The sequence below is a fragment of the Rhodococcus pseudokoreensis genome (genome assembly GCF_017068395.1).
GTDB classification, from domain to species: domain Bacteria; phylum Actinomycetota; class Actinomycetes; order Mycobacteriales; family Mycobacteriaceae; genus Rhodococcus_F; species Rhodococcus_F pseudokoreensis.
The window spans coordinates 8,497,940-8,518,345 of record NZ_CP070619.1 but is presented as its reverse complement, the minus strand read 5'-3'; the positions used below and the strand labels follow the sequence as shown (position 1 = coordinate 8,518,345).

Here is a 20,406-nt window from a genome sequence, read left to right as displayed (position 1 = left end):
CCTTCCTGGGGGTGTCGCGCCCCGTGGCGGTGGTTCTGTGCGGAACCGGAGGTCGGAGGACGGCAGGTGAGGGTCTGGCTCGCCCACCGGTTTCGGCGAGCTCACAGTGGCGCGACCGCACCGGATTCTCACCGGCTTCCTCTCCTGCTGTCGCAAGTGCTGGTGATGCTACCCGGGGCCGGACGTAACCTGGGACCATGGTCGACTCCCGTTCCCGCCCCGATGCATGTCCCGGCGCGTTGCAGGTCCACCAGGCGGCCGACGGCGCGCTCGCCCGGGTGCGCCTCCCGGGCGGCCTGCTGACCTCCGCCCAGGTGCAGACCCTCGCGGAATCGGCGCGCGACCTCGGGAACGGCGAGATCGAACTGACGTCCCGCGGCAACGCGCAACTGCGGGCGGTCCGCGACCCGCTGGAGTTCGCCCGGCGGCTCGCCGGCGCTGGCCTGCTGCCGTCGGAGACGCACGAGCGGGTTCGGAACATCCTCGTCTCGCCGCTGACCGGCCGGATCGGTGGTCTCACGGACCTGCGCGAACTGGTCGGTGTCCTCGACCGGACGTTGTGCGCCGACTCCGCGTTGGCGGACCTGCCCGGCCGCACCCTGTTCACCCTGGACGACGGACGCGGCGACGTCTCGGCGCTCGGCGGCGATTTCGGGGTCCACGCGGTCGATGGGGCGGAGGTCGCGCTGATCCTCGCCGGTCGCGACAGCGGGGCCCGGATCCCGACAGCGGACGCGGTGTCGGTGCTCGTCGATGCCGCCCGCGTCTTCCTGGAACTGCGCGATCGACACTGGCGGCTGTCCGAAATCGCCGACGGGGTCGACCGGACGCTGTCGGCGTTGACGCTCGCACCGACCGCCGATCCGGTGCCCGGGTTCGACGAGCACCGGCCGCCGATCGGGTGGCTCGACCAGCCGGACGGCAACGTGACCCTCGGCGGCGGTCTCGCATTCGGTGTCCTCGACGCCCGGCTGGCGGAGTTCCTCGCCGCGGTCGAGAAGCCGGTGATCGTCACGCCGTGGAAGACGGTGCTGCTGTGCGATCTGGACGAGTGGTCCGCCGAGCAGGTGGTCCGGGTCCTCGCCCCGATGGGCCTGATCTTCGACGAGAACTCCCCGTGGCTGAACGTCAGCGCCTGCACCGGGCAACCCGGGTGCGAGAAGGCGCTCGCCGATGTCCGGACCGATGCGCGGGACGCCGTCGCGAGCGGCGAACTCCCGGTGGAGGGCCGACAGCACTGGTCGGGCTGCGAGCGCTGCTGCGGCCGCCCCAAGGGCGAGGTCGCCGACGTCGTCGCCACCGAGACGGGTTACCGGGTGGACAAGCGGTGAACCCGGAGCCTCTATCGTGAGCGGATGATCGAGTACATCCGAGACGGCGCGGAGATCTACCGCCAGTCCTTCGCCACGATCCGCGCCGAAGCGGATCTCAGTGCCTTTCCCGAGGACGTCTCACAGGCCGTGGTCCGCATGATCCACGCGAGCGGCCAGGTCGATCTCGTGGACGACGTCGCGTTCACCCCCGGCGTCGTGAAGGCCGCCCGCGCGGCGCTGGCGAACGGCGCCCCGATCCTGTGCGACGCGCAGATGGTCGCGGCCGGCGTGACCCGCAAGCGGCTCCCGGCGGACAACGAGGTGATCTGCACCCTGCGCGACCCCCGGGTTCCGGTGCTGGCGGAGCAGATCGGGAACACCCGCTCGGCGGCCGCGCTCGAATTGTGGGCCGACAAGCTCGACGGCGCCGTCGTCGCGATCGGCAACGCCCCCACCGCCCTGTTCTACCTGCTGGACATGATCGAATCCGGTGCACCCCGGCCAGCCGCGATCGTGGGCGGCCCCGTCGGGTTCATCGGTGCGGCGGAGTCGAAGGAAGCGTTGATCGAGCACCCGAGCGGACTCGACTATCTGGTGGTCCGCGGCCGCCGCGGTGGCAGTGCCATCACGGCTGCGGCGCTGAATGCGATTGCGAGCGAGGTCGAATGAGTTCCGAAGAGCGGTCGAGCGGCAAGCTGTGGGGCGTCGGCATCGGACCGGGCGACCCGGAACTGGTGACCGTCAAGGCTGCGCGGGTCATCGCCGAGGCCGACGTGGTGGCGTTCCACAGCGCCCGGCACGGCAAGAGCATCTCGCGCGCGGTCGCGGCCCCGTACCTGAGTGAGGGCCAGATCGAGGAACACCTCGTCTACCCGGTCACCACCGAGACCGTCGACCACCCCGGCGGATACCAGGGGGCGATGGACGAGTTCTACGAGGAAGCGTCGCAGCGACTCGCCGCGCACCTCGAGGCCGGCCGTTCGGTGGCGCTCCTCGCCGCGGGCGACCCGCTGTTCTACAGCTCCTACATGCACATGCACAAGCGGCTGGCGCAGCGCTTCGAGGCGGAGGTGATTCCCGGGGTGACGTCGATCAGCGCCGCCTCGGCCGCGCTGGCGATGCCGCTCGTCGAGGGCGAGGAAATCCTCACCGTCCTGCCCGGCACCCTGCCACGCGGCGAGCTGACCCGGCGCCTGCGCGAGACCGACGCGGCCGCGATCCTGAAACTCGGACGCACCTACCCGGCCGTACGGCAGGCGTTGAAGGACTCCGGGCGCATCGACGAGACGTGGTACGTCGAGCGGGCCAGCACGACCCGGCAGAAGATCGACCACGCGGACGACGTGTCGGACAGCGACGTCCCCTACTTCTCGATCGCCATCGTGCCCAGTCCGTCGAACGCCCGCCGTGACGACCAGCCGCCGCAGGGCGAACTCGTCGTCGTCGGGCTCGGCCCCGGTGATCAGGCCTGGACGACCCCGGAAGTGCAGCACGAACTGTCGCTGGCCACGGACCTCGTCGGATACGGGCCGTACATCGACCGGGTCCCCGAACGTCCGGGCCAGCGCCGGCACTCCAGCGACAACCGGGTCGAGGCCGAACGCGCCGCGATGGCGCTCGACCTCGCCAAGAACGGGGCCCGCGTCGCCGTCGTGTCCTCGGGCGACCCCGGTGTGTTCGCGATGGCCGCGGCGGTGCTGGAAGTGGCCGCCGAGGAACAGTGGCGAGGCGTCCCCGTCCGTGTCCTGCCCGGCATGACCGCCGCGAACGCCGTGGCGAGCCGGGTCGGCGCACCCCTCGGGCACGACTACGCCGTACTGTCCCTGTCCGATCGACTCAAGCCGTGGGATGTTGTGGCGCAGCGTATCTCGGCGGTCGCGAGCGCCGACATGGCCTTCGCCGTCTACAACCCGGCGTCGAAGTCACGCACCTGGCAGGTCGCCGCGATGCGCGACCTCGTCCTGGAGCACCGCTCCCCCGACACCCCGGTGATCATCGGCCGCGACGTGGCCGGCGCGCAGGAGTCGGTGCGGGTCGTGCGCCTCACCGACCTCGACCCCGCCGAGATCGACATGCGGTGCCTGCTCATCGTCGGCTCGTCCATGACGACCGTCGTCGAGAACGAACACGGGACTCGGGTCTTCACGCCCCGGCGCTACCCGGGCTGAGCACCGGGACAGCCCTCACTCGACGCTGCCGGAACGGAGTTCGGTCACCGCGATCCGGGCGACGTGCCCGATGGCGGCATCGACCACCGGTAGCACCGGGTCCGTCCGGGCGGCGCGGGTGAAGACGGCGACGGCGACGGGAATCTCGCCGGGAAACGTCACGACGGCCACCTCGTTGCGGATGGCGCCGATGGTCCCGGTCTTCCCGGCGACGTCCACCCCCGAGTGCGGAAACCCGGAACGGATGCGGTGCTGCCAGATCTGCGCGGACATCACGTGCCGGACGAATTCGCCCTGCGCCCCGGGCACCGCCCGTCCGGTCCAGATCGCGTCGAGAAGCGACGTCATCTCCCGCGGGGTCGTCGCGCTCGCGTACGACGGGTCGTAGGCGGACACCGTCCACGCCTCGTCGTTGTCGGCCAGCGCCGCGAATGCTTCAGCGGTGGTGTGCGCGTGGGCGTCGATGACCAGGCTGCGGTGCGCATCCGCGGTGCCGCCGATGATGCGCGTGCTCGTCAGGCCCAATTCCGACAGTGCCCGCTCGACGCTCTCGAGTCCCACCTGCCCGAGAACCAGGTCGGCGGCCGCGTTGTCGGACACGGTCATCATCGACAGCGCCAGATCACGCCAGCTCAGCACCACCGGGTCGCGGAACGTCGACACGCCGGTCGGCCCCGGGGTGCAGTCGGCCGGATTGACCCGGACGGTCGCGGTCGGCGACAGCTCCCCGGATTCGAAAGCGCGGCACAGGGCCACGAGCAGCGGAAGTTTGTAGACGGACGCGAGCACGACGAGGTCGTCCGCGCCGACCGCGACGTCGGCTGCGTCGTCGAGCGGGGTCCCGACGCGGCGGGCGTGCAACCATCCGGTGCACCCGGCGTCGGCGAAGACGTCACGGATCCGCTTCTCCGCCGACGTCATCGACCGGCCCTGATCAGCACCCGGTCGAGGGCGGCGGCAGACGATGCGACATCGGCCCCGGAGCGCCAGACGATGCGCACGCGCAGCGAGAGGTCGTTGCGCAGCAGATCGACCCAGGCCACACCGGGCATCGCCGTGGGCGGCGTCGCCGTCACCCCGAAGTGCCCGCCGGCGGACACGCGCGTGAGGAGTTCCCGCTGCCCCGAGGCGATCACGATGTCCGGGTCCAGACCCCGGACCCGCCACAGGTCGACGAACAGGTCGTGGGCAGGCGGATTGTCCGAGCGCGGACCGGTGGCCAGCATCAGCCCCCGCAGCATCCGGACCTGCGCCTTCTTTGCGGTTGCCACCGGGTGGTCGTCGGGCACCACCACCCACCGCCGGAGTTTGATCACCGGGCCGCTGTCGAGCCCCGTCAGCAGGGCCGGGTGTTCGACCACGGCGACGTCGAGGCTGCCCGCACGGACGCCGTCCACGAGTTCGGTGGTGGACGCCGTGGTCGTCTCCACCCGGGTAGGGTGCGTGGCGTCGGCGTCGCGTAGCGCACGGACACATCGCACCACCACGGCGTCGGCCACCGAGTGCGGGACACCCCATCGCACCACCGCGTCGCGACCACCCGCGATGCGGTGCGCCTCGTCCTCGAATCGGGTCGCGTCGTCCACGAGAAGCCGCGCACGCGGGAGCAATTGGCGTCCGGCGTCGGTGAGTCCGACGCCGCGGGCACTGCGCTGAATCAACTCCGTGCCGAGTCTCTGTTCGAGCCGGCGGACCCCCTGCGACAGCGGCGGCTGCGTCATGCCGAGTCGCGACGCGGCATTCCCGAAGTGTCCCTCTTCGGCAACGGCGACAAAGAAACTCAGATGGCGAAGCAGATCCATGGCGCCCATTGAACCAGTTCCGACCGCCCGGTTCGGGCGACACCGCCACTTCGCGCACACAAAACGCCCCCCTGAACTGGAGTGATAGCGCACCCGACTCGCGGCGAAGGTCGAGTCGTCTTTGCGCTATGGGCAGGGGCACCCCACATTGGATCCATGCCCAGACATCGACATCACCCAAAGCCCAATCATCCGAAGCCTCGGCGCACCGGTCGTCGCGGCGCCGTTGCCCTGGCAGTGGCTCTGCCGCTGCTGGTCGGGGCGTGCACGGCCACCGCGGAGGAGACCCCACCCGCGATGTCGGAGGTGGTGGCGGCGCCGGATCGCCAGTCCCTGGACGCGAAAATCGAGGCACTGGAAGCGCGGTACGCCACGCGGATCGGCGTGACGGCCGTCGATCCCGCGACCGGCGCGGTCTACAGCCACCGGGGCGACGAACGGTTCGCCATGTGTTCGACGTTCAAGGCTTACGCGTCCGCCGCGGTCCTGCGCAAGGTCGAGGACGGGTCGACGTCCCTCGACAAGACTGTGGTGATCGAACCCGGCGATCTCGTCGAGAACTCGCCGGTCACCGCCGCTGCCGTGGGCACCCCGATGACGTTGGGGCAGATCGCCGAAGCGGCGCTGACCCGGAGCGACAACACCGCCGGAAACTATCTGCTCCGCGAGATCGGCGGCCCGCAGGCGATCACCGCACTCGCCCGCGACCTCGGCGACGAGAGCACACGACTGGATCGGTGGGAGACCGAACTCAACACCGCATTCCGCGGCGATCCCCGAGACACGACGACACCGACCGGCCTCGCCCAGGGTTTCCGGGCGCTGCTCCTGGACGATGCGCTCGACGCAGCGAGCCGCGATCAGCTGCTGGACTGGATGCGGGCGAGCAAGACTTCGGACAAGCGGATGCGTGCCGGTCTGCCGCCCGGATGGACCGCCGCCGACAAGACCGGTGGCGGCGGGTTCGGGACCGCAAACGACGCCGGCGTCGCCTGGAGCCCGGACGGCTCCCCCGTCGTCCTCGCCGTCCTCACCGACAGCCTCACGAATCAGGAAGACGCGCAGGGAAACAACCAGGCGATCGCCGACACGACCGCGGCCGTCATCGAGGGTTTGACTGCGCCGTGAGCCACCTGTGCAGAGACACCGCTAGTTCGACGGGGGCGTCGAACTGGATCAGGTGCCCGGCGCCGTCGATGACCTCGAGTGTCGCACCGGGGATGAGGCGCGCCAGTTCCTCGGCCCGGTCGACGGGGATCCACGCATCGTCTCTGCCCCACACGACCGCAACGGGAAGGTCGATCGACGCATACCGGTCCTGGATCTCGTCGGTGTACCGCTCGTCGGCCTGAGCGATCTGCCGGTAGAACGCGACCTGACCCTCCTCCGACAGCCACGGCGTGGTCACCACGGCCATCTGAGCCGGGGTCAGGCCGCGGTGGGATGCGCCCGCGACGTACGCCTCGAGGGCACCACGGTGCACGGACGCCGGTTGCGCAGCGAAGACGTCGGCGTTGTCCGCGACGAGCCGGAAGTAGTCGGATCCCCACGGCCGCAGCGCCACCACGTCTATCAGGGCCAGCGAGGCGTACCGCGCGCCGTGCAGAAGATGGGCGCGGAGCGAGACGGCGCCCCCGTAGTCGTGCGCGACGACATGAGGTGCGTCGAGGTTCCAATGCCGGAGGAGGTCGGCGAGCAGTTCCCCCTGGACGCCGAGATCGACGTCGTGGGCGCCGTCCTTCGACGACTGCCCGTACCCGGGCATGTCCCACAGGTAGACCGAGAACTCGGCGGCGAGTGCACGTGCGAACGGCCACCACAGCTGCGAAGACCACGGCGTCCCGTGGCACATCACCACGGCGGGGCCGTTCCCGAACCTGTCCCACGCCACCGATCTGCCGCGCCATTCGACGGTCTGCGAAAGCTCCACACCCGCAGTGTGCCATCCCCGCACGTGAGTGGCACGGTGTCCGGACGCACACCGTGCCACTCACCTATCGTTAATGCACGAGGCCGCTTTCGAGGACCGAGTGCCCGCCCTCGACGTCGTGACGGCAATCGACTGGGCGCAGCGACCGTCCGCCCTCGACGACCCGCCGCCCGGCCACTGTCAGCATCGGGCGCGGAATTCCGATCCCCATCACCGGCACGCCCGTCACATGCCCTTCCTTGTAGAGATAATTCGACGCGTCGGCCAATTCGTCCCGGGTCAAGGGCGACGGCGCCCAGCCGACGGTCTCACCGACGGCGTGCGCGTCCAGAATCGGACTCCGATACCCTTCGGTGGCCTTCGCGAGAAGCCAACGCAGAACAGCGTCACGAACCGCCCATTGACGATCGGTAGCTGCATTCACATTTCAGTCCTCCGGTAGATGGCGTTGATGCCTGCATGCACCATAGCCACCGGCAGGGAATAAGCAAGTTCGTGAGCATTACTGCGCTTCTTGGGATCTCGCGACTGCGACTCCGGTGGACTTTCCCGCTGTCCCCGGTATGGTCGGGGCAACGATGCCGGCTTTCGATGCGGGACGTGAATTTCTCCGTGCCCGCCCCTGAACCGCCCTACGATGGATGAATGGAGACCGGAACCGACGCGACCAAGACCTGTTCGTCCTGCCACGGTCCGATCGGATACGAAATCAAGGACGCCCACGCCGGATTCGCGTCGCTGCCTCCGGGCAAACGGTACCGGGTCTTCCACTGCATGAATCGATGCTCACAATCTTCCCCCGACGGCCTCGAATGCGGACACCGCCACGAATACCTCTGACCGACCCGGCATCGTCAGAGCCGGTTCGGACCCGAACCCTCTACGGCGAGTTCATCTTCGGGGTTGAGCAATAGCACGCCTTCATCGTCAGGACGGCCACACCGGTGCGGCTGGACACCTCCCCCACAGACAGCAGGCCCTTCGGATCCAAAAGACATCGGATCTTCCCCTTGACCTCGAGTCCACTCGAGATTTTAGCGTGGAGTGCATGACAACGACCGCCCCGTCACAGGCCGGCTGGTCCGAATTGCTCGGACCCCGGTACCGCTCCACCTCCGCTGTCCTCGCAGGCGGCGTCGGACTGCACGCCGTCAACATCTTCCTGACAACGAGTCTGCTGCCCACCGCCATCGGCGAGCTCGGTCACGAATCGCTGTATGCGTGGAGCGCGACCGTCTTCATGGTGGCATCGGTGATCTCGTCGATGACCGTGAGCCGCCTCCTCGCACACCGCGGGCCGCTCGGTGCGTATCTGTTCGCGCTGGCGCCGTTCTTCGCAGGCACGATGATCTGCGCGATCGGCCCGTCGATGGAGGTGCTCCTCGTCGGACGTGCAGTGCAGGGGATCGGCGGGGGCCTGCTCGCCGGCTCGAGCTACGCCGTGCTGCGCGAGGCGCTGCCCGAACGCCTGTGGGCCCGCGCGACCGCATTGGTGTCGGCGATGTGGGGCGTGGGAACTCTCGCCGGACCGGCGATCGGCGGGCTGTTCGCCCAACTCGGCCAGTGGCGACTCGCGTTCGTCACCCTGGCGGTGGTCGCCGCCACCATCGCCATGATCGCCCCGCGCGCTCTGCCGCGCACTGAGCGTGTGCGCGGCAGCGAACCCGTCCCCACCACGTCACTTACGCTGCTCACGCTGGCGACGATCGCGATCAGTGTGGCGGGCATCCTCGGAAACCGCACCCACATGCTGATCCTGATCGCAGTGGGAGTCGCCTTCATCGCGGCGTTCCTGGCCTGGGAACGGCGATCACCGCGCCGAGTGCTGCCGCGGTCGACGTACCGCCGGGCGTCGTCCCTGAAGTGGATCTACCTCACCATCGCGGTCCTCGCATCCGGGACCGTGTCCGAGGCCTTCACACCGCTGTTCGGTCAACGGCTCGCCGGACTGGCGCCGTTCGCCGCGGGATTCCTCGGCACCATGATGTCGGTCGGATGGTCGGTGACCATGATCTTCAGTTCCTACATCTCCCGCCCGCGTGCCAAGACGGTGGCCATGCTCACCGGACCGCTCATCCTCGCCGCGGGACTACTCCTCACGGCGGCCCTCTGGCGCGAAGACGCCGGACGCGCCGTGGCGATTCTGTGGGCGGTCACGCTGGCCGCCGCAGGCGCCGGCATCGGACTCGCCTTCCCGCACCTGATGGTCGCCGCCATGCAGAGCACCGACGACGCTCAGGAGGGCGCCAAGGCGGCGGCCGGGCTCAACACCGTCAAGTTGATCGCAATGGCCGTCGGGTCCGCGGTCGCCGGTGTGCTGGTCAATCTCGGAGCACCGTCGACCCTCGCCGCGGCGCAACTGCTGTTCCTCGGCCTCGGCGTCATCGCGACGGCCGGAGTATTCACCGCGTACCGCGCGACCCGGGAGGCCGGACGCGACGTCGCCGACCCGTCCTAGGCCCGCGCCGCGAAGTGGTCCGCGCGACGGAGGATGTCATGGGCACGGGCGAGTTGCGGCGGATGACCGCCGTGCGTGACCCGGCTACCGTCCGAACCCAGTCGCTCGATCGTCGACTCGGCCCAGGAGATGTCGTCCGAGTCGGGAGCCAGCGCGGTGTTGATCACGGGCACCTGCTGGTTCGCGAGGGTCAGTTTCCCGGTCATCCCCATCTCGCAGGCAAGGCGAGTGTCGTCACGGACGATCTCGGCGTCCTGCGCCAGCGTCGGTCCGTCGATCGGAGCCGCGATGAGGGCAGCCCGGCTGGCAATGACGAGCCGGGACCGGGCGTAAGACAACGCCATCGGGGTTCGTCCGGCGCCGGTGTCGCGGCAGTAGTCGCCGATCCCGAACGCGAGTCGCGCAACGGGAGCGGTACGAGCGATGTCGTCCACGGCCACGACGGCCTCCGCCGATTCGATGAGGGCGACCACGGGGACACCGGGGATCTCGGCGGCGGTGTCCCGCACCTGTCCGGGCGCTTCGGTTTTCGACAGCATCACCCCGCGCAGCCCGGGCAGGCCGCGGATCGCATCGAGGTCGTTCCGCCAGTGCGGGGTAGTTGCGTCGTTGATCCGCACCCAGCCCGGGTTCCGTTCGAGCCACGCGGCGGCGACGGCACGACCCTCGTCCTTCGCGGCGAACGGCAAGCCGTCCTCGAGGTCGAGGATCAGCGCGTCGGCGCCCGAGGCAGCCGCCGCGGCGAGAACCTCGCTCCCGACCGCGGGAACCAGGAGCCAACTTCTCGCCATCGCGAGGTCGATCTCGCTGCGCTGGGCTGTCTCGACACTCATGCTGTTCTTTCCTCGGCCATACCGAGGAGTCTGCGCTTCACCGGGCGACGGCACACTCGACGAAGCGGAGCGCGGCGGACGCGTCCAGACACCGCTTCGTCAGGTGCGGCGCCGACCTGTGCGGTCCGCCTCAGAAGTCGAAGCCCCAGTTGGCCGGGTTGAAGACGACGCGGTACCAGACGGCGGTGGCCGAGTCGAACGTGCACGGCACGATCACGACTCCAGACGTCTGTTCGAGCGCCGCAGCCTTCCCGCAGAAGTACTCCGCGCCTTCGCCGGACATCTCGGCACGGTAGACGGGTCCGACGTGCCACGGTTCGGCACTCGCGGAACCGGCGCCGACGGTGGCTCCGAGGACGAGGGGTGCGGCCAGGATCCCGGCCATTGCTACAGCACGCCGAGCGGACTTCTTCTGCACGAGAGCTCCTTCGTAGGCGACGACACGACAGTTCTGTGGTTAGTTCGCACAAGAAGCGTCGGACGTTACCGCGGTGCCGCCGCCCTCTCCTCGAACTCCTCACTCGACCCGTTCTGCGCGGCAAGCGCGCGGGCTCTGTCCAGGGCCTCCTGGGCGGCAGCCTTCACCGTGGCGGGATCCTCGTCTGTCGCAGGTACTTCGACCGGTGCGGGCGTCTCGACGACGTCGGGAGTCTCCGCGAGATCAGGCGTCCCGACAGCGTCCGGCGTCTCCAAGACACCGGGTGTTTCGACAGCGTCCGGCGTCTCGACGACATCCGGCGTCTCGACGGGGTCGGGAGTCTCGATTGCCGGTGCAGGCGCCTTGGTGACGGGGGGTACCTCGACGGGCGCTGTGCCACCCTTCTTCAGATACTGGCCGCACACCGGCCACGCGCCGGGGCCTTGGGTTTTCAGGACGTTCTCGGCGACCCGGATCTGCTCGGCCTCACTGGCTTCCGAGGGGTCGCCCTTCCCGCCGTTCGCCTTCCAGGTTTCCGGCGTGAACTGCAGGCCGCCGTAGAACCCGTTTCCGGTGTCGGTGGTCCAGTCTCCGCCGCTTTCGCACTCCGCGACTTCTTCCCAGTCGTGCGGCGCGCCGAACGCGGTTCCCGCGCCCAGCCCCAGTAGGACGGTGGCGGCCGCGCCGATCAGGGCGATCCAGCCGAACGTGCGTTTCTCCATGTTGCGAGTGGTCATGCTGGCTCAATCCTCTCCGCGCTTGCGGACGCGGCATGCCGGCGACTTCACGTCGATTCCCGGCCATCCATTTCGGTGCCTCGTCCCGCGCCTCGAAGGTGTCGGGATCACGAACCCGCGTCGGCAGATCTGCAGCGGCGGGCCCCCGAACGTGGCCTCCTCCCGAAATTCACACGGCATGAACAAGGTACGGATGTTCGACTATTGAGAAACGCGAGTGAAAATTGTGCAGTTCTGAGGTTTCGATACCGTTTCGAGGCCATGTCGTGACAATTCCGACATCTGCTGAACGCGCGCGCAAATGCTGGATGACGGCGCGGTGAACGGACGCTCCCGACCGTCGGAGGTGGCGGTGCAGTGACTACCCTGACGATCCCGACACCGCCGGAGCCCGCCGGCGCGGGGACGAACAGGACAGTGCCGACATGTCGCATGGCTCCGCCGATCCGTGGCGCTCGAGCACAACCCTGGCGCGGTTGCGCGCCGGCCTGGCCACTCTGGGCCCCGGGGAGCAGCGGGTCGCGCGGGTCGTACTCGCCGAGCCCGCGGCGGTGGTCGAGTTGTCGACGGCGGAACTGGCGTCGGCGTCGGGAACGTCCCCGGCGACAGTGGTTCGGGCGTGCCAGCGACTTGGTTTCCGCGGATTCCAACATCTTCGGCTCGAATTGGCCCGTGTGACACCGGATCCCGAGGCCGCGGCGGCCACCCCGGTGGACACGGCATTCCGGGCCGCCGCCGAGGCGCTCACCGCGACCCGCGCGACCATCGATCCCGCCGGGTTCGCCGCCGTCGTGGACCTGATCGTGCGGGCCCGGCGGATCCTGTTGGTGGGTAACGGCTTCTCGTCCCCACCGATCCAGGATGCCGCCTTGCGGTTCACCACCGTGGGTCGCAGCGTGGAGGCACCGCTCGACATTCTGGGACAACAGTTCTCGGCTCGGCTGCTCACCGACCGGGACGTGTGTCTCGCCGTCAGCTACTCCGGTGCGAACACCCACACGCTGCGGGCGTGTGCAGCGGCGCGTGACCGGGACGCGGCGGTAGTGGCGATCACGAGCTACTCCAATACCCCGCTGACCCGCATCTCGGACCACGTGCTGTGGGCAGGCGCGGGGGTTCACGAGAACGAGGCGGATTCGTTTTCTGCGCGGATCAGCCAGTTGACGATCCTGTATGCCCTGCAGCGCGCGGTACTCGGCCATCCCGAGCAGCAGGCGGTCGACACCGGGGCGCGCGACGTCGTTCCGGACGCACTCAGCGATTCACTTCCCGACGAACCGGGTCATACGAACGAGTGCGGCGCCCGGAACATGATCGACTGTTAGCGTTCCCGCCGCCGATTGTTTCGATTCACGGTCCCACCCGTTCAAGCCCGCCCCACACGATGTCACCGACGGAACGCCGTTCCGGAACAGATGGAACGTTGAGTGACAGAGGATGGGTCGTGAATTCGATAGAGGTGGCCGGCACGTTCAACGTGCGGGCGGTGGCGGGACCCGGCCTGATACCGCACACTCTGTTCCGCTCCGCGGCGCTCGACCACCTCGATTCCGGCGGCCGGGACATGCTCTACGCGTACGGCATCCGAACGGTGATCGATCTGCGCGACGCCACCGAGCGCGCCGCGGCCGACACGACCGGCGGCTGGACGGTGGCGCACCACCCGCTGTATGACCCGCGCACGGGGCCACCGCAGGCCGGGGACATCGCCGAGGTCTACCGAGCCCTGCTCGACGAACGTGGCAGCGCACTCGTGGAGGCGCTGCGCGGGCTCGCCTGCTCCCCCGCCCCTGTCCTGGTGCACTGCACCGCCGGTAAGGACCGCACCGGGTTGCTCGTCGCTCTGGCGCTCGCAGCGGTGGGGGTTCCGGACGCCGTGATCCTCGACGATTACGCCCGGTCCGGAACGCAGGTGCGGCCCCACCGCGAGGAAGCGGTGCGGCGCCTGTTGACGGGGCTGGCACTCGACCCCGCCGAGCACGCCCGGGCCCTCGAATTGCACCTGGATTCGCCGCCGTCGGTGCTCGGCGACGCCCTCGCCGACCTCCGTGCCCGGCACGGAACCGTGACGAGCTACCTTCGTGCCCACGGGTTCACGGACGCCGACCTGACGGCTCTGCGCACGCGACTGCTCGACGCCACCACCCTCACGGTGCTGCACCTGAGCGACGTGCATGCCTCCGCGTCCGCGCGGCTCCACACCCGGGTGGACGGCATCGCCCGGGTGCGACTGGTCGCCGAGCGCGTCGAATCGTCGACGCTGCGTCCCGACGTCGTCGTGGTCACCGGCGATCTGTCACACCACGGCGAATCGTCGACCTACCCGGCTCTCGCCACGGCGTTCGACGAGTTGCGGGTCCGACTCGGGTGCCCGGTGGTCGTCGTCCCCGGGAACCACGACGAACCACACAGCTTCGCAACGTTTTTCGGACGGAATCCCGTCGAGCACGTGCACGGTTTCCGGGTGATCGGGCTCAACACCGCGGTGGGATCGGTGTCGCGGGTGGATCTGGACCTGTTGCGCTCCGAGTTGCGCTCGCCCGCAGCGAACGGCACGGTCCTGGCACTGCACCACCCGCCGGTACCGTCGCCGGCGGCCACGCTCACCGGACGTGAACTGGCAGCCCCGGAGGAACTGGCCGCGGCGCTCGACGGTTCCGATGTCGTGGCGATTCTCGCCGGCCATTTCCACCACCCGATGAGCGGAGTGTTCGCCGGGATCCCGGTATGGGTGGGTGGTTCGCTCGCCTACCTGCAGGACACCGGGACGCCCGCCGACACCGTCGTCGGGTTCGACGCCCCGATGTACTCGGTAGTGCGGTGCTCCCGGCACGGAGTGAGCGCGCTGCCGATTCCCCTGCACACCCCCGACGTGCTGTTCCGGTCGAGCCCCACGCTCACCGCCGCCGCATCCTGACCCGACCTCGCCATCCCCCTTCGACCAGGAGAATTCGTGAAATCCCTGTCCCGCCTCGTATCGGCCGCCGCGCTCGGCACGGTCGCCGCGCTCACCCTCGCCGCGTGCTCCGAGCCCGCCGCACCCGACGCCGAACAGACCGGCAACGCCGACAGCGGCGCCGGGACCCTGACGGTGTACACCTCCGAACCGCAGGCCAAGATCGACGCGCTCGTTGCCGAATTCACCGCGGAGACGGGCATCGACGTCGAGGTGTTCCGCGCGGGCACCGGCGACCTGACCGCCCGCATCGAGGCCGAACGCACTACCGGCACGATCGGCGCCGACGTTCTGCTCGCGGCCGACGCCCCGACCTTCGAGGGTTACAAAGCCGAGGGTCTGCTGCAGCAGTACACCCCCGCCGATGTGAACGCGCTGAATCCGGACGTCGTCGATCCGGACGGCTACTACGTCGGCACTCGCATCATCCCGACCGTGATCGCCTACAACACCACTGCAGTCGACGCGCCACCCACCGCATGGAAGGACCTGGCCGACTCGAAGTACCGCGGCCAGATCACGCTGCCGAATCCCGACGTGTCCGGTGCCGCCGCGTTCAACACCGCGGTGTGGCTCAGCACGCCCGAACTCGGCGAGAGCTGGCTCGAGGCCCTCGCCGCGAACGACCCGGTGGTCGCGGAGAGCAACGGACCGGTCGGGCAGGCCGTCGCGGCGGGAACGCAGCCGGTGGGCATCGTCGTCGACTACCTGGTGCGGGAACTGGCGGCGAAGGGATCCCCGATCGCGCTGCGCTATCCCACGGACGGCATTCCGTACATCTCGCAGCCGGCTGGCATCGTCACCGGTTCGGACGACACCGAGGCCGCGCGCAAGTTCGTCGACTTCCTCGTGAGCAAGCAGGGTCAGGAACTCGCCGTGAAGCAGCAGTACCTGCCGGTGCGCGGCGACGTCGGGACCCCGGACGGGGCACCGGCACTGTCCGACCTGGCGTTGCTCACCCCGGATCTGCAGGAGATCACGAAGATCCAGGACGATGCGGTCCGGAAGTTCAATGGTCTCGTCGGTTAGGACGGTCTCGTCGTCCGCCGCCCGGGCCCTTCCCGGGCGGCGGTTCGACCCCGTCGATGCCGTGCGGGTCGCGCTGTGGTTGTTCGTCGCCGCGGTGATCGTCGCGCCGCTCGCCACGGTCGTGTCACTCGGTCTCGGCGGCAACCACATTGCGCAACTGATCGACGACGACATCGTCGGCGCCGCGACCCACAGCGTGGTCTCCGCCGGCCTGTCGGCGGTGTTCGCGGTGGTCCTCGCGACGGTGATGGCGTTGTTGCTCGACCGCACCGATCTGCCCGGCCGCGGCGTTCTGCGCCTGATCCTGCTGTCGCCGTTGCTGATCCCACCGTTCGTCGGGGCGATCGCGTGGACCGGCCTCCTCGGCCCGAGCGGCCTCGTGAACCGGGTGTGGGCGGAACGGTTCGGTGATCCGCTGTGGAACATCTACGGTGGCGACGGCGTCGTCTTCCTGCTGACGGTGCACTCGTACCCGCTGGCGTATCTGATCATCGCGGCAGCGTTGCGGAAGGTGCCGGGCGACCTCGAGCAGATCGCCCGGATCGGCGGCGCCTCGCCGTGGCGCGCGATGCGCACCGTGACGCTACCGCTGTTGCGGCCCGCCCTGCTCGCCGCGTTCACCCTCACCGCGGTGTCGAACCTGGCCGACTTCGGGATTCCCGCACTGATCGGCCTGCCGGAGCGATACGTGACGTTGTCGACGATGGTGTACCGCTATATCCAGTCGGGCACGGTGGACCGGCCGCTCGAGGTGGTCTCCACCATCGGGATCGTGTTGCTGCTGCTCGCGGTCCTCGCGGTGTTCGTCGATCGGCGACTGTCGCGGCACAGCAGGCAACTCGACGGCCCGGTCACCGCCCCGCAACCGTTGCCGCTCGCCGGTGCGCGCATCCTGACCGGTGCACTCGCCTGGGCCGTCGGTCTCGCACTGACGGGGCTTCCGATACTCGCGCTCGCCTCCCAGGCGCTGCTCCCCGCCCCGGGCGTGCCGCTGACCTGGGACAACCTGACCGTTGACAGCATCGTGGCGGCCGTGACCGCGCCGGGCACCATAGTCGGCGTGCAGAACTCGCTCCTCCTCGCCGTCGGCGCGGGAGTCGTCTGCGCTTTCGCAGGACTGGTGATCGGGGTGCTCACCACCCGCACCCGGTCACGGGACAACACGAGCCTCGATCTGCTAGCAATGCTGCCGCAGGCCGTGCCCGGACTGGTCATCGCCGTGGGCTGGCTGATCGTCGGCCGCTACACGGGCTTGTTCGACACCCGTTGGGTGATCCTGTGCGCGTATGTCACCGCGTTCCTGGCAATCGTCGTGCAGGCGGTGCGCGCGCCGCTGTCCACCACCCCCACGTCGCTGGAGGAGGCGGCACGCGCATCCGGCGCGTCACGCCTGCGGACACTACGGGACGTGCCGGTGGCGATGACGGTGCCTGCCGCGGCCACCGGCGGCGTGCTGGTGGCGTTGACTGCGGTACGCGAATTGACCATGTCGGTACTGCTGGTGGCACCCGGCACCCAGACTCTCGGGGTGTCCATCTTCAACCTGCAGCAAGCCGGCGATTACAACGCCGCGTCCGCGCTGTCCCTTCTCGTCGCGCTGGTCGGCATCGCCGGTCTCGGCCTGTTCGCCGGCACCCGCGCCGGGCGTTGACACACTCCACAGATCGGAATCCTCTTCATGTCCGCGATCACCCTCACCGCTGTGGACCTCCACTACCCTGACGGCACCGCGGGACTGTCCGGCGTCGACCTGGACGTCCGCGACGGCGAGTTCGTCGCACTCGTCGGACCGTCGGGTTCGGGGAAGACCACCCTGCTCCGCACGGTCGCCGGGTTTCTCGCCCCCACCGCGGGGCTCGTGCGTCTGGGTGACGAGGTCGTCGCCGACGGCGGCCGCGCCGTGCCGCCCGACAAGCGTGGACTGGGAATGGTGTTCCAGCAGCATGCGATCTGGCCGCACCGCAGCGTCGGGCGTAACGTCGCGTATCCGCTCGAGGTAGCCAAGGTGCCGCGCGCCCGGCGCGCCGAGCGGGTCGCCGACGTGCTTGATCTGGTGGGGCTGCCCGGGTTGGCGAAGCGTGATCCGGCGACGCTGTCCGGTGGGCAGCGCCAGCGCGTCGCGCTCGCCCGGGCGCTGGTGGCGCAGCCGCGCGCGTTGCTGCTCGACGAGGCGCTGTCCGCACTCGACGAACCGCTGCGCGATCGGCTGCGTCTGGAACTGCGCACCCTCACCCGCGCGCAGAACCTGACGGTCGTGCACGTCACGCACGACCGCGCCGAGGCTCTCGCCCTCGCCGACCGGGTCGTCGTGCTCGACAATGGGCGGATTCAGCAGGTCGGCACACCGGAGGAACTCGTGCAGCGACCGCGGTCTGCCTTTGTCGCGAAGTTCCTCTCGGACGCGAACCTGCTGTCCGGCACCGTCTCCGACCACGGCTTCGCGAGCGCCGACGACCGCGTGCACCTGGATCGGAATCGGCTGGCGGACAAACGATCTGGAACCGGCACCCTTGCCGTACTGCCCTCCGACATCGAGGTGACGTCGACGGAGAGCGCAGGTACCACCCAGGGGATCGTGATGTCGTCACTCTTCGGGCGCGACGCAAGCGACGTCGTCGTGGCCTGCCGCGGGGCGGAGTTCCGGTGTGCGGTCCGCGGAACCCGGCCGGTGGTCGGCGACCGCGTCGGACTGACGATCCGCCGAGCCCTGTTCTACCCGGCCCCGGCGAAGGCGGACGTTCCCGCTATCGGTACGGCGGTGCTCGCAGGATCGCCGCGATGAGCGAGGCGACCCGATCGGCGCTGGTCCGCCACGGCCGCACCGACTGGAACCGGCGGGGACTGTTGCAGGGCCACAGCGACATACCACTCGACGACGTCGGCCGCGGGCAGGCCCGCGATACGGCGCGGATGCTCCGAGACGACGCATGGGACACGGTGGTCACCTCCCCGTTGTCTCGCGCGGTCGACACCGGCCGGATCATCGCCGAGCACCTCGGGATCGATGTCACGGGAATGCATTCCGACTTCGTCGAGAGAAGTTACGGCGCCGCCGAAGGGATGACCCGGGAGGACGCCGAACGTCGGTGGCCGGACGGAGCCTTCCCGGACCTCGAGCCGCTCGAGGCGGTCTCGGCGCGGGGCCGCCGTGCAATCGACGCGATCGCCAGGACGCACCCCGGCGGCCGAGTCGTGGTGATCACTCACGGGGCGCTCATCCGGGCGGTGCTCGGCGACCTGTCCGCCACAGCGGTGCCGCGCATCGTCAACGGCGCGGTCTGCGAGATCGAATGGGCGGGAGTGTTGCGGGTCCTGTCGGTCAACCGCACCGACTCCCACAGTTTCGCGGACCCGGGGTAGTCCTTCGCCCGATCGTGGGCGCCAGCCGCCACAATCCGGCGGCGGCGAGCACGTGCCACAGCGCGTGGCCCGGCAGAAGACTGGCGTCCACGGCACCGAGCAGAGCGCCGGACGTGATAAGCACTGCCGCGACGATCGTCGTGCGCCGCAACTCCGGTCGGACGCGGGCGCGTTCGAGGCAGAGTCCCACTGCGGCCGCGGCGAGCAGTGCCTGCACGATCGTCGACGCCGTCGGGCCGGCAGCCACGGTGGGAACCATCAGGAACGGAACAGCGAGCCACCACCCCGGCGACAGCCGACGGCCGAACCGATCGGACGCGGCGTCTACGGCGATGTACGCGAGCAACGTCGCGATCGGGATGTCGTGCGCGTATTCCTGCCACGACGGGTCGGGTCCGTGCTGGACGAGCGACCCGAGACCGACCGCGACGACGAGCAGGCCGTAGGTGACGGACGGCGCGTCGCGCCGGCGACCCGCGAGGACTGCGAGGCCGGCGACCACGAAGGCCAGGCTGGTGACAGCGGCCGCGTGCTGCCCGATGAAGCCTCCCATCGTCCGAGGCTTTCAAAGAGGTCGCCGCACCGCAATCGCGACGGAGCGCTCGTGCAGAAAATGGATCGAGGCGCGCCGACACGGAGGACAAAACCTTCCAGTCGGACTTTTTCTGTGGCATCGTATCGCCCCATGGGGGAATCAGCAGTCGACGCGGTCGCCATGTACCACACACCCGCAGCCGACCGACGGGGTACACCGATGGTGGCGCTGGACTACGACGTCGAGCCCGGGACGCGGGATACGTTGTTGCAGAAATTGGCCCGGCGCGGGTGGCGGGACCCGAGTCCCGTCTTCGACGGTGTCGACGACCTGACGTCGGCCGTGCTGTCGTTGCGCTCGGCCGACGGGCGCACCCTGGTGATCGAGGACGGCACGGACGTTCTCTTCGAGGGTGTCGTCACGCCTCCGCACGGGTGGTTCGAACACGTTCGCGCCCTCGGAGCGGTCGGCGTGATCGCCGGAGCGGGAATCACAGCCGCGCCCGACTGGCAGCGACAACTCCCCCGCCTGGCCCGCGAGAGCGAGCTTCTCGGGTCGATCGCGACGGTCACGTTCGGCAACGTCGCCGGCCGGGAAGATTTCCACGCGTTCGCATACGAGGTGGTCTCGGCGTTGCGGCCGGCACTGCCTCCCGACGCCGTGCACGATGCGGGCTTCGCGCTCGAGGACGACCGGCCCCACCGCGCGGTTCTCGAGGTCGTGGACAGTGCGGTGCGGCACCGGGTCGCCGTTCCCGCGCGCATTGTCGATCTGCTCCAACGCCACGCCGCGGACCGCACGTCGTTCGGGTGGCGGGACGCTCGGACGCTGAAGCGTCTCCTCCGGAAGATTCACACACCCTGACGG

General features: G+C 69.5%; 21 protein-coding genes and 1 riboswitch. Of the genes, 13 read left to right on the top strand and 8 right to left on the bottom strand.

What is annotated here, in order from left to right; all coding sequences use genetic code 11:
• Positions 1-48: 48 nt before the first annotated feature.
• Positions 49-191: riboswitch (cobalamin riboswitch) on the bottom strand.
• A gap of 6 nt (positions 192-197) precedes the next feature.
• The 3 genes from cobG to JWS13_RS44320 are packed head-to-tail and all read left to right on the top strand — an operon-like array spanning position 198 to position 3,481.
• Positions 198-1,331, top strand: a complete 1,134-nt coding sequence (gene cobG, locus JWS13_RS44330; protein WP_206011388.1) for a precorrin-3B synthase — start codon at positions 198-200, stop codon at positions 1,329-1,331.
• Between the two features lie 24 nt (positions 1,332-1,355).
• Complete coding sequence (locus JWS13_RS44325; RefSeq protein ID WP_206011387.1) at positions 1,356-1,982, top strand: precorrin-8X methylmutase; 627 nt, start codon at positions 1,356-1,358, stop codon at positions 1,980-1,982.
• Positions 1,979-3,481: a precorrin-2 C(20)-methyltransferase gene (locus tag JWS13_RS44320; RefSeq protein WP_206011386.1), complete on the top strand. Its 1,503-nt coding sequence runs from the start codon at positions 1,979-1,981 to the stop codon at positions 3,479-3,481. The genes JWS13_RS44325 and JWS13_RS44320 overlap by 4 nt, the downstream gene beginning before the upstream one ends.
• Positions 3,482-3,496: 15 nt before the next feature.
• On the opposite strand, the gene JWS13_RS44315 is transcribed toward JWS13_RS44320, so the two are convergent.
• Positions 3,497-4,402, bottom strand: a complete 906-nt coding sequence (locus tag JWS13_RS44315) for a serine hydrolase (protein WP_206011385.1) — start codon at positions 4,400-4,402, stop codon at positions 3,497-3,499.
• Positions 4,399-5,292, bottom strand: a complete 894-nt coding sequence (locus JWS13_RS44310; protein ID WP_206011384.1) for a LysR family transcriptional regulator — start codon at positions 5,290-5,292, stop codon at positions 4,399-4,401. Before JWS13_RS44310 ends, JWS13_RS44315 begins: the two co-directional genes overlap by 4 nt.
• A gap of 147 nt (positions 5,293-5,439) precedes the next feature.
• Here JWS13_RS44310 and bla point away from each other — a divergent pair, with 147 nt between their 5' ends.
• Positions 5,440-6,411 carry a class A beta-lactamase gene (bla, locus tag JWS13_RS44305; protein ID WP_206011383.1) on the top strand — a complete coding sequence of 324 codons (972 nt, stop codon included), beginning with the start codon at positions 5,440-5,442 and terminating at the stop codon, positions 6,409-6,411.
• Here bla and JWS13_RS44300 read toward each other — a convergent pair.
• Both JWS13_RS44300 and JWS13_RS44295 read right to left on the bottom strand, forming a co-directional pair.
• Entirely contained in the window at positions 6,386-7,213 is an 828-nt protein-coding gene (locus JWS13_RS44300; RefSeq protein WP_206011382.1) for an alpha/beta fold hydrolase, read from the bottom strand. The two genes, bla and JWS13_RS44300, sit on opposite strands and share 26 nt — an antisense overlap.
• A gap of 70 nt (positions 7,214-7,283) precedes the next feature.
• Positions 7,284-7,637 carry a serine recombinase gene (locus JWS13_RS44295; protein ID WP_206011381.1) on the bottom strand — a complete coding sequence of 118 codons (354 nt, stop codon included), beginning with the start codon at positions 7,635-7,637 and terminating at the stop codon, positions 7,284-7,286.
• Positions 7,638-7,858: 221 nt separating this feature from the next.
• Between JWS13_RS44295 and JWS13_RS44290 the strand changes: the two genes are divergently transcribed.
• Positions 7,859-8,053 carry a hypothetical protein gene (locus tag JWS13_RS44290; RefSeq protein ID WP_206011380.1) on the top strand — a complete coding sequence of 65 codons (195 nt, stop codon included), beginning with the start codon at positions 7,859-7,861 and terminating at the stop codon, positions 8,051-8,053.
• Positions 8,054-8,261: 208 nt separating this feature from the next.
• A complete protein-coding gene (locus tag JWS13_RS44285; RefSeq protein ID WP_206011379.1) occupies positions 8,262-9,671 on the top strand; it encodes an MFS transporter in 1,410 nt (469 codons plus the stop codon).
• Here the strand turns inward: JWS13_RS44285 and JWS13_RS44280 are convergent.
• The 3 genes from JWS13_RS44280 to JWS13_RS44270 all read right to left on the bottom strand — a co-directional run bounded on the left by JWS13_RS44280 (position 9,668) and on the right by JWS13_RS44270 (position 11,659).
• Positions 9,668-10,504 (bottom strand): HpcH/HpaI aldolase/citrate lyase family protein, encoded by an 837-nt coding sequence (locus tag JWS13_RS44280; protein ID WP_206011378.1) that lies wholly within the window; start codon positions 10,502-10,504, stop codon positions 9,668-9,670. The two genes, JWS13_RS44285 and JWS13_RS44280, sit on opposite strands and share 4 nt — an antisense overlap.
• Positions 10,505-10,634: 130 nt before the next feature.
• Positions 10,635-10,922: a hypothetical protein gene (locus JWS13_RS44275; RefSeq protein WP_206011377.1), complete on the bottom strand. Its 288-nt coding sequence runs from the start codon at positions 10,920-10,922 to the stop codon at positions 10,635-10,637.
• 65 nt (positions 10,923-10,987) lie between these two features.
• Complete coding sequence (locus tag JWS13_RS44270) at positions 10,988-11,659, bottom strand: transglycosylase family protein (RefSeq protein WP_206011376.1); 672 nt, start codon at positions 11,657-11,659, stop codon at positions 10,988-10,990.
• A 425-nt stretch (positions 11,660-12,084) separates the two neighbouring features.
• Here JWS13_RS44270 and JWS13_RS44265 point away from each other — a divergent pair, with 425 nt between their 5' ends.
• The 6 genes from JWS13_RS44265 to JWS13_RS44240 all read left to right on the top strand — a co-directional run bounded on the left by JWS13_RS44265 (position 12,085) and on the right by JWS13_RS44240 (position 19,004).
• The gene (locus JWS13_RS44265) at positions 12,085-12,984 is read left to right on the top strand and encodes a MurR/RpiR family transcriptional regulator (RefSeq protein WP_206011375.1); all 900 of its coding nucleotides are present in this window, start codon (positions 12,085-12,087) and stop codon (positions 12,982-12,984) included.
• Positions 12,985-13,103: 119 nt separating this feature from the next.
• Positions 13,104-14,576 carry a tyrosine-protein phosphatase gene (locus JWS13_RS44260; RefSeq protein ID WP_206011374.1) on the top strand — a complete coding sequence of 491 codons (1,473 nt, stop codon included), beginning with the start codon at positions 13,104-13,106 and terminating at the stop codon, positions 14,574-14,576.
• Positions 14,577-14,612: 36 nt separating this feature from the next.
• Positions 14,613-15,644 (top strand): ABC transporter substrate-binding protein, encoded by a 1,032-nt coding sequence (locus tag JWS13_RS44255; RefSeq protein ID WP_206011373.1) that lies wholly within the window; start codon positions 14,613-14,615, stop codon positions 15,642-15,644.
• Positions 15,628-17,295, top strand: a complete 1,668-nt coding sequence (locus tag JWS13_RS44250) for an ABC transporter permease (RefSeq protein WP_241032551.1) — start codon at positions 15,628-15,630, stop codon at positions 17,293-17,295. The genes JWS13_RS44255 and JWS13_RS44250 overlap by 17 nt, the downstream gene beginning before the upstream one ends.
• A 27-nt stretch (positions 17,296-17,322) precedes the next feature.
• Positions 17,323-18,426: an ABC transporter ATP-binding protein gene (locus tag JWS13_RS44245; RefSeq protein ID WP_206011372.1), complete on the top strand. Its 1,104-nt coding sequence runs from the start codon at positions 17,323-17,325 to the stop codon at positions 18,424-18,426.
• Entirely contained in the window at positions 18,423-19,004 is a 582-nt protein-coding gene (locus tag JWS13_RS44240) for a histidine phosphatase family protein (protein WP_206011371.1), read from the top strand. Before JWS13_RS44245 ends, JWS13_RS44240 begins: the two co-directional genes overlap by 4 nt.
• On the opposite strand, the gene JWS13_RS44235 is transcribed toward JWS13_RS44240, so the two are convergent.
• Positions 18,964-19,557, bottom strand: a complete 594-nt coding sequence (locus tag JWS13_RS44235) for a hypothetical protein (RefSeq protein ID WP_206011370.1) — start codon at positions 19,555-19,557, stop codon at positions 18,964-18,966. The two genes, JWS13_RS44240 and JWS13_RS44235, sit on opposite strands and share 41 nt — an antisense overlap.
• Positions 19,558-19,689: 132 nt before the next feature.
• On the opposite strand from JWS13_RS44235, the gene JWS13_RS44230 reads away from it, so the two are divergent.
• The gene (locus JWS13_RS44230) at positions 19,690-20,403 is read left to right on the top strand and encodes a hypothetical protein (RefSeq protein ID WP_206011369.1); all 714 of its coding nucleotides are present in this window, start codon (positions 19,690-19,692) and stop codon (positions 20,401-20,403) included.
• Positions 20,404-20,406: the final 3 nt, after the last annotated feature.

Excerpts from the sequence above, each read along its gene's own strand:
- cobG (WP_206011388.1), top strand. The coding sequence starts at position 198 with ATGGTCGACTCCCGTTCCCGCCCCGATGCATGTCCCGGCGCGTTGCAG.
- JWS13_RS44325 (WP_206011387.1), top strand. The coding sequence starts at position 1,356 with ATGATCGAGTACATCCGAGACGGCGCGGAGATCTACCGCCAGTCCTTC.
- JWS13_RS44320 (WP_206011386.1), top strand. The coding sequence starts at position 1,979 with ATGAGTTCCGAAGAGCGGTCGAGCGGCAAGCTGTGGGGCGTCGGCATC.
- JWS13_RS44315 (WP_206011385.1), bottom strand. The coding sequence starts at position 4,402 with ATGACGTCGGCGGAGAAGCGGATCCGTGACGTCTTCGCCGACGCCGGG.
- JWS13_RS44310 (WP_206011384.1), bottom strand. The coding sequence starts at position 5,292 with ATGGGCGCCATGGATCTGCTTCGCCATCTGAGTTTCTTTGTCGCCGTT.
- bla (WP_206011383.1), top strand. The coding sequence starts at position 5,440 with ATGCCCAGACATCGACATCACCCAAAGCCCAATCATCCGAAGCCTCGG.
- JWS13_RS44290 (WP_206011380.1), top strand. The coding sequence starts at position 7,859 with ATGGAGACCGGAACCGACGCGACCAAGACCTGTTCGTCCTGCCACGGT.
- JWS13_RS44285 (WP_206011379.1), top strand. The coding sequence starts at position 8,262 with ATGACAACGACCGCCCCGTCACAGGCCGGCTGGTCCGAATTGCTCGGA.
- JWS13_RS44280 (WP_206011378.1), bottom strand. The coding sequence starts at position 10,504 with ATGAGTGTCGAGACAGCCCAGCGCAGCGAGATCGACCTCGCGATGGCG.
- JWS13_RS44270 (WP_206011376.1), bottom strand. The coding sequence starts at position 11,659 with ATGACCACTCGCAACATGGAGAAACGCACGTTCGGCTGGATCGCCCTG.
- JWS13_RS44265 (WP_206011375.1), top strand. The coding sequence starts at position 12,085 with ATGTCGCATGGCTCCGCCGATCCGTGGCGCTCGAGCACAACCCTGGCG.
- JWS13_RS44250 (WP_241032551.1), top strand. The coding sequence starts at position 15,628 with ATGGTCTCGTCGGTTAGGACGGTCTCGTCGTCCGCCGCCCGGGCCCTT.
- JWS13_RS44245 (WP_206011372.1), top strand. The coding sequence starts at position 17,323 with ATGTCCGCGATCACCCTCACCGCTGTGGACCTCCACTACCCTGACGGC.
- JWS13_RS44240 (WP_206011371.1), top strand. The coding sequence starts at position 18,423 with ATGAGCGAGGCGACCCGATCGGCGCTGGTCCGCCACGGCCGCACCGAC.
- JWS13_RS44235 (WP_206011370.1), bottom strand. The coding sequence starts at position 19,557 with ATGGGAGGCTTCATCGGGCAGCACGCGGCCGCTGTCACCAGCCTGGCC.
- JWS13_RS44230 (WP_206011369.1), top strand. The coding sequence starts at position 19,690 with ATGGGGGAATCAGCAGTCGACGCGGTCGCCATGTACCACACACCCGCA.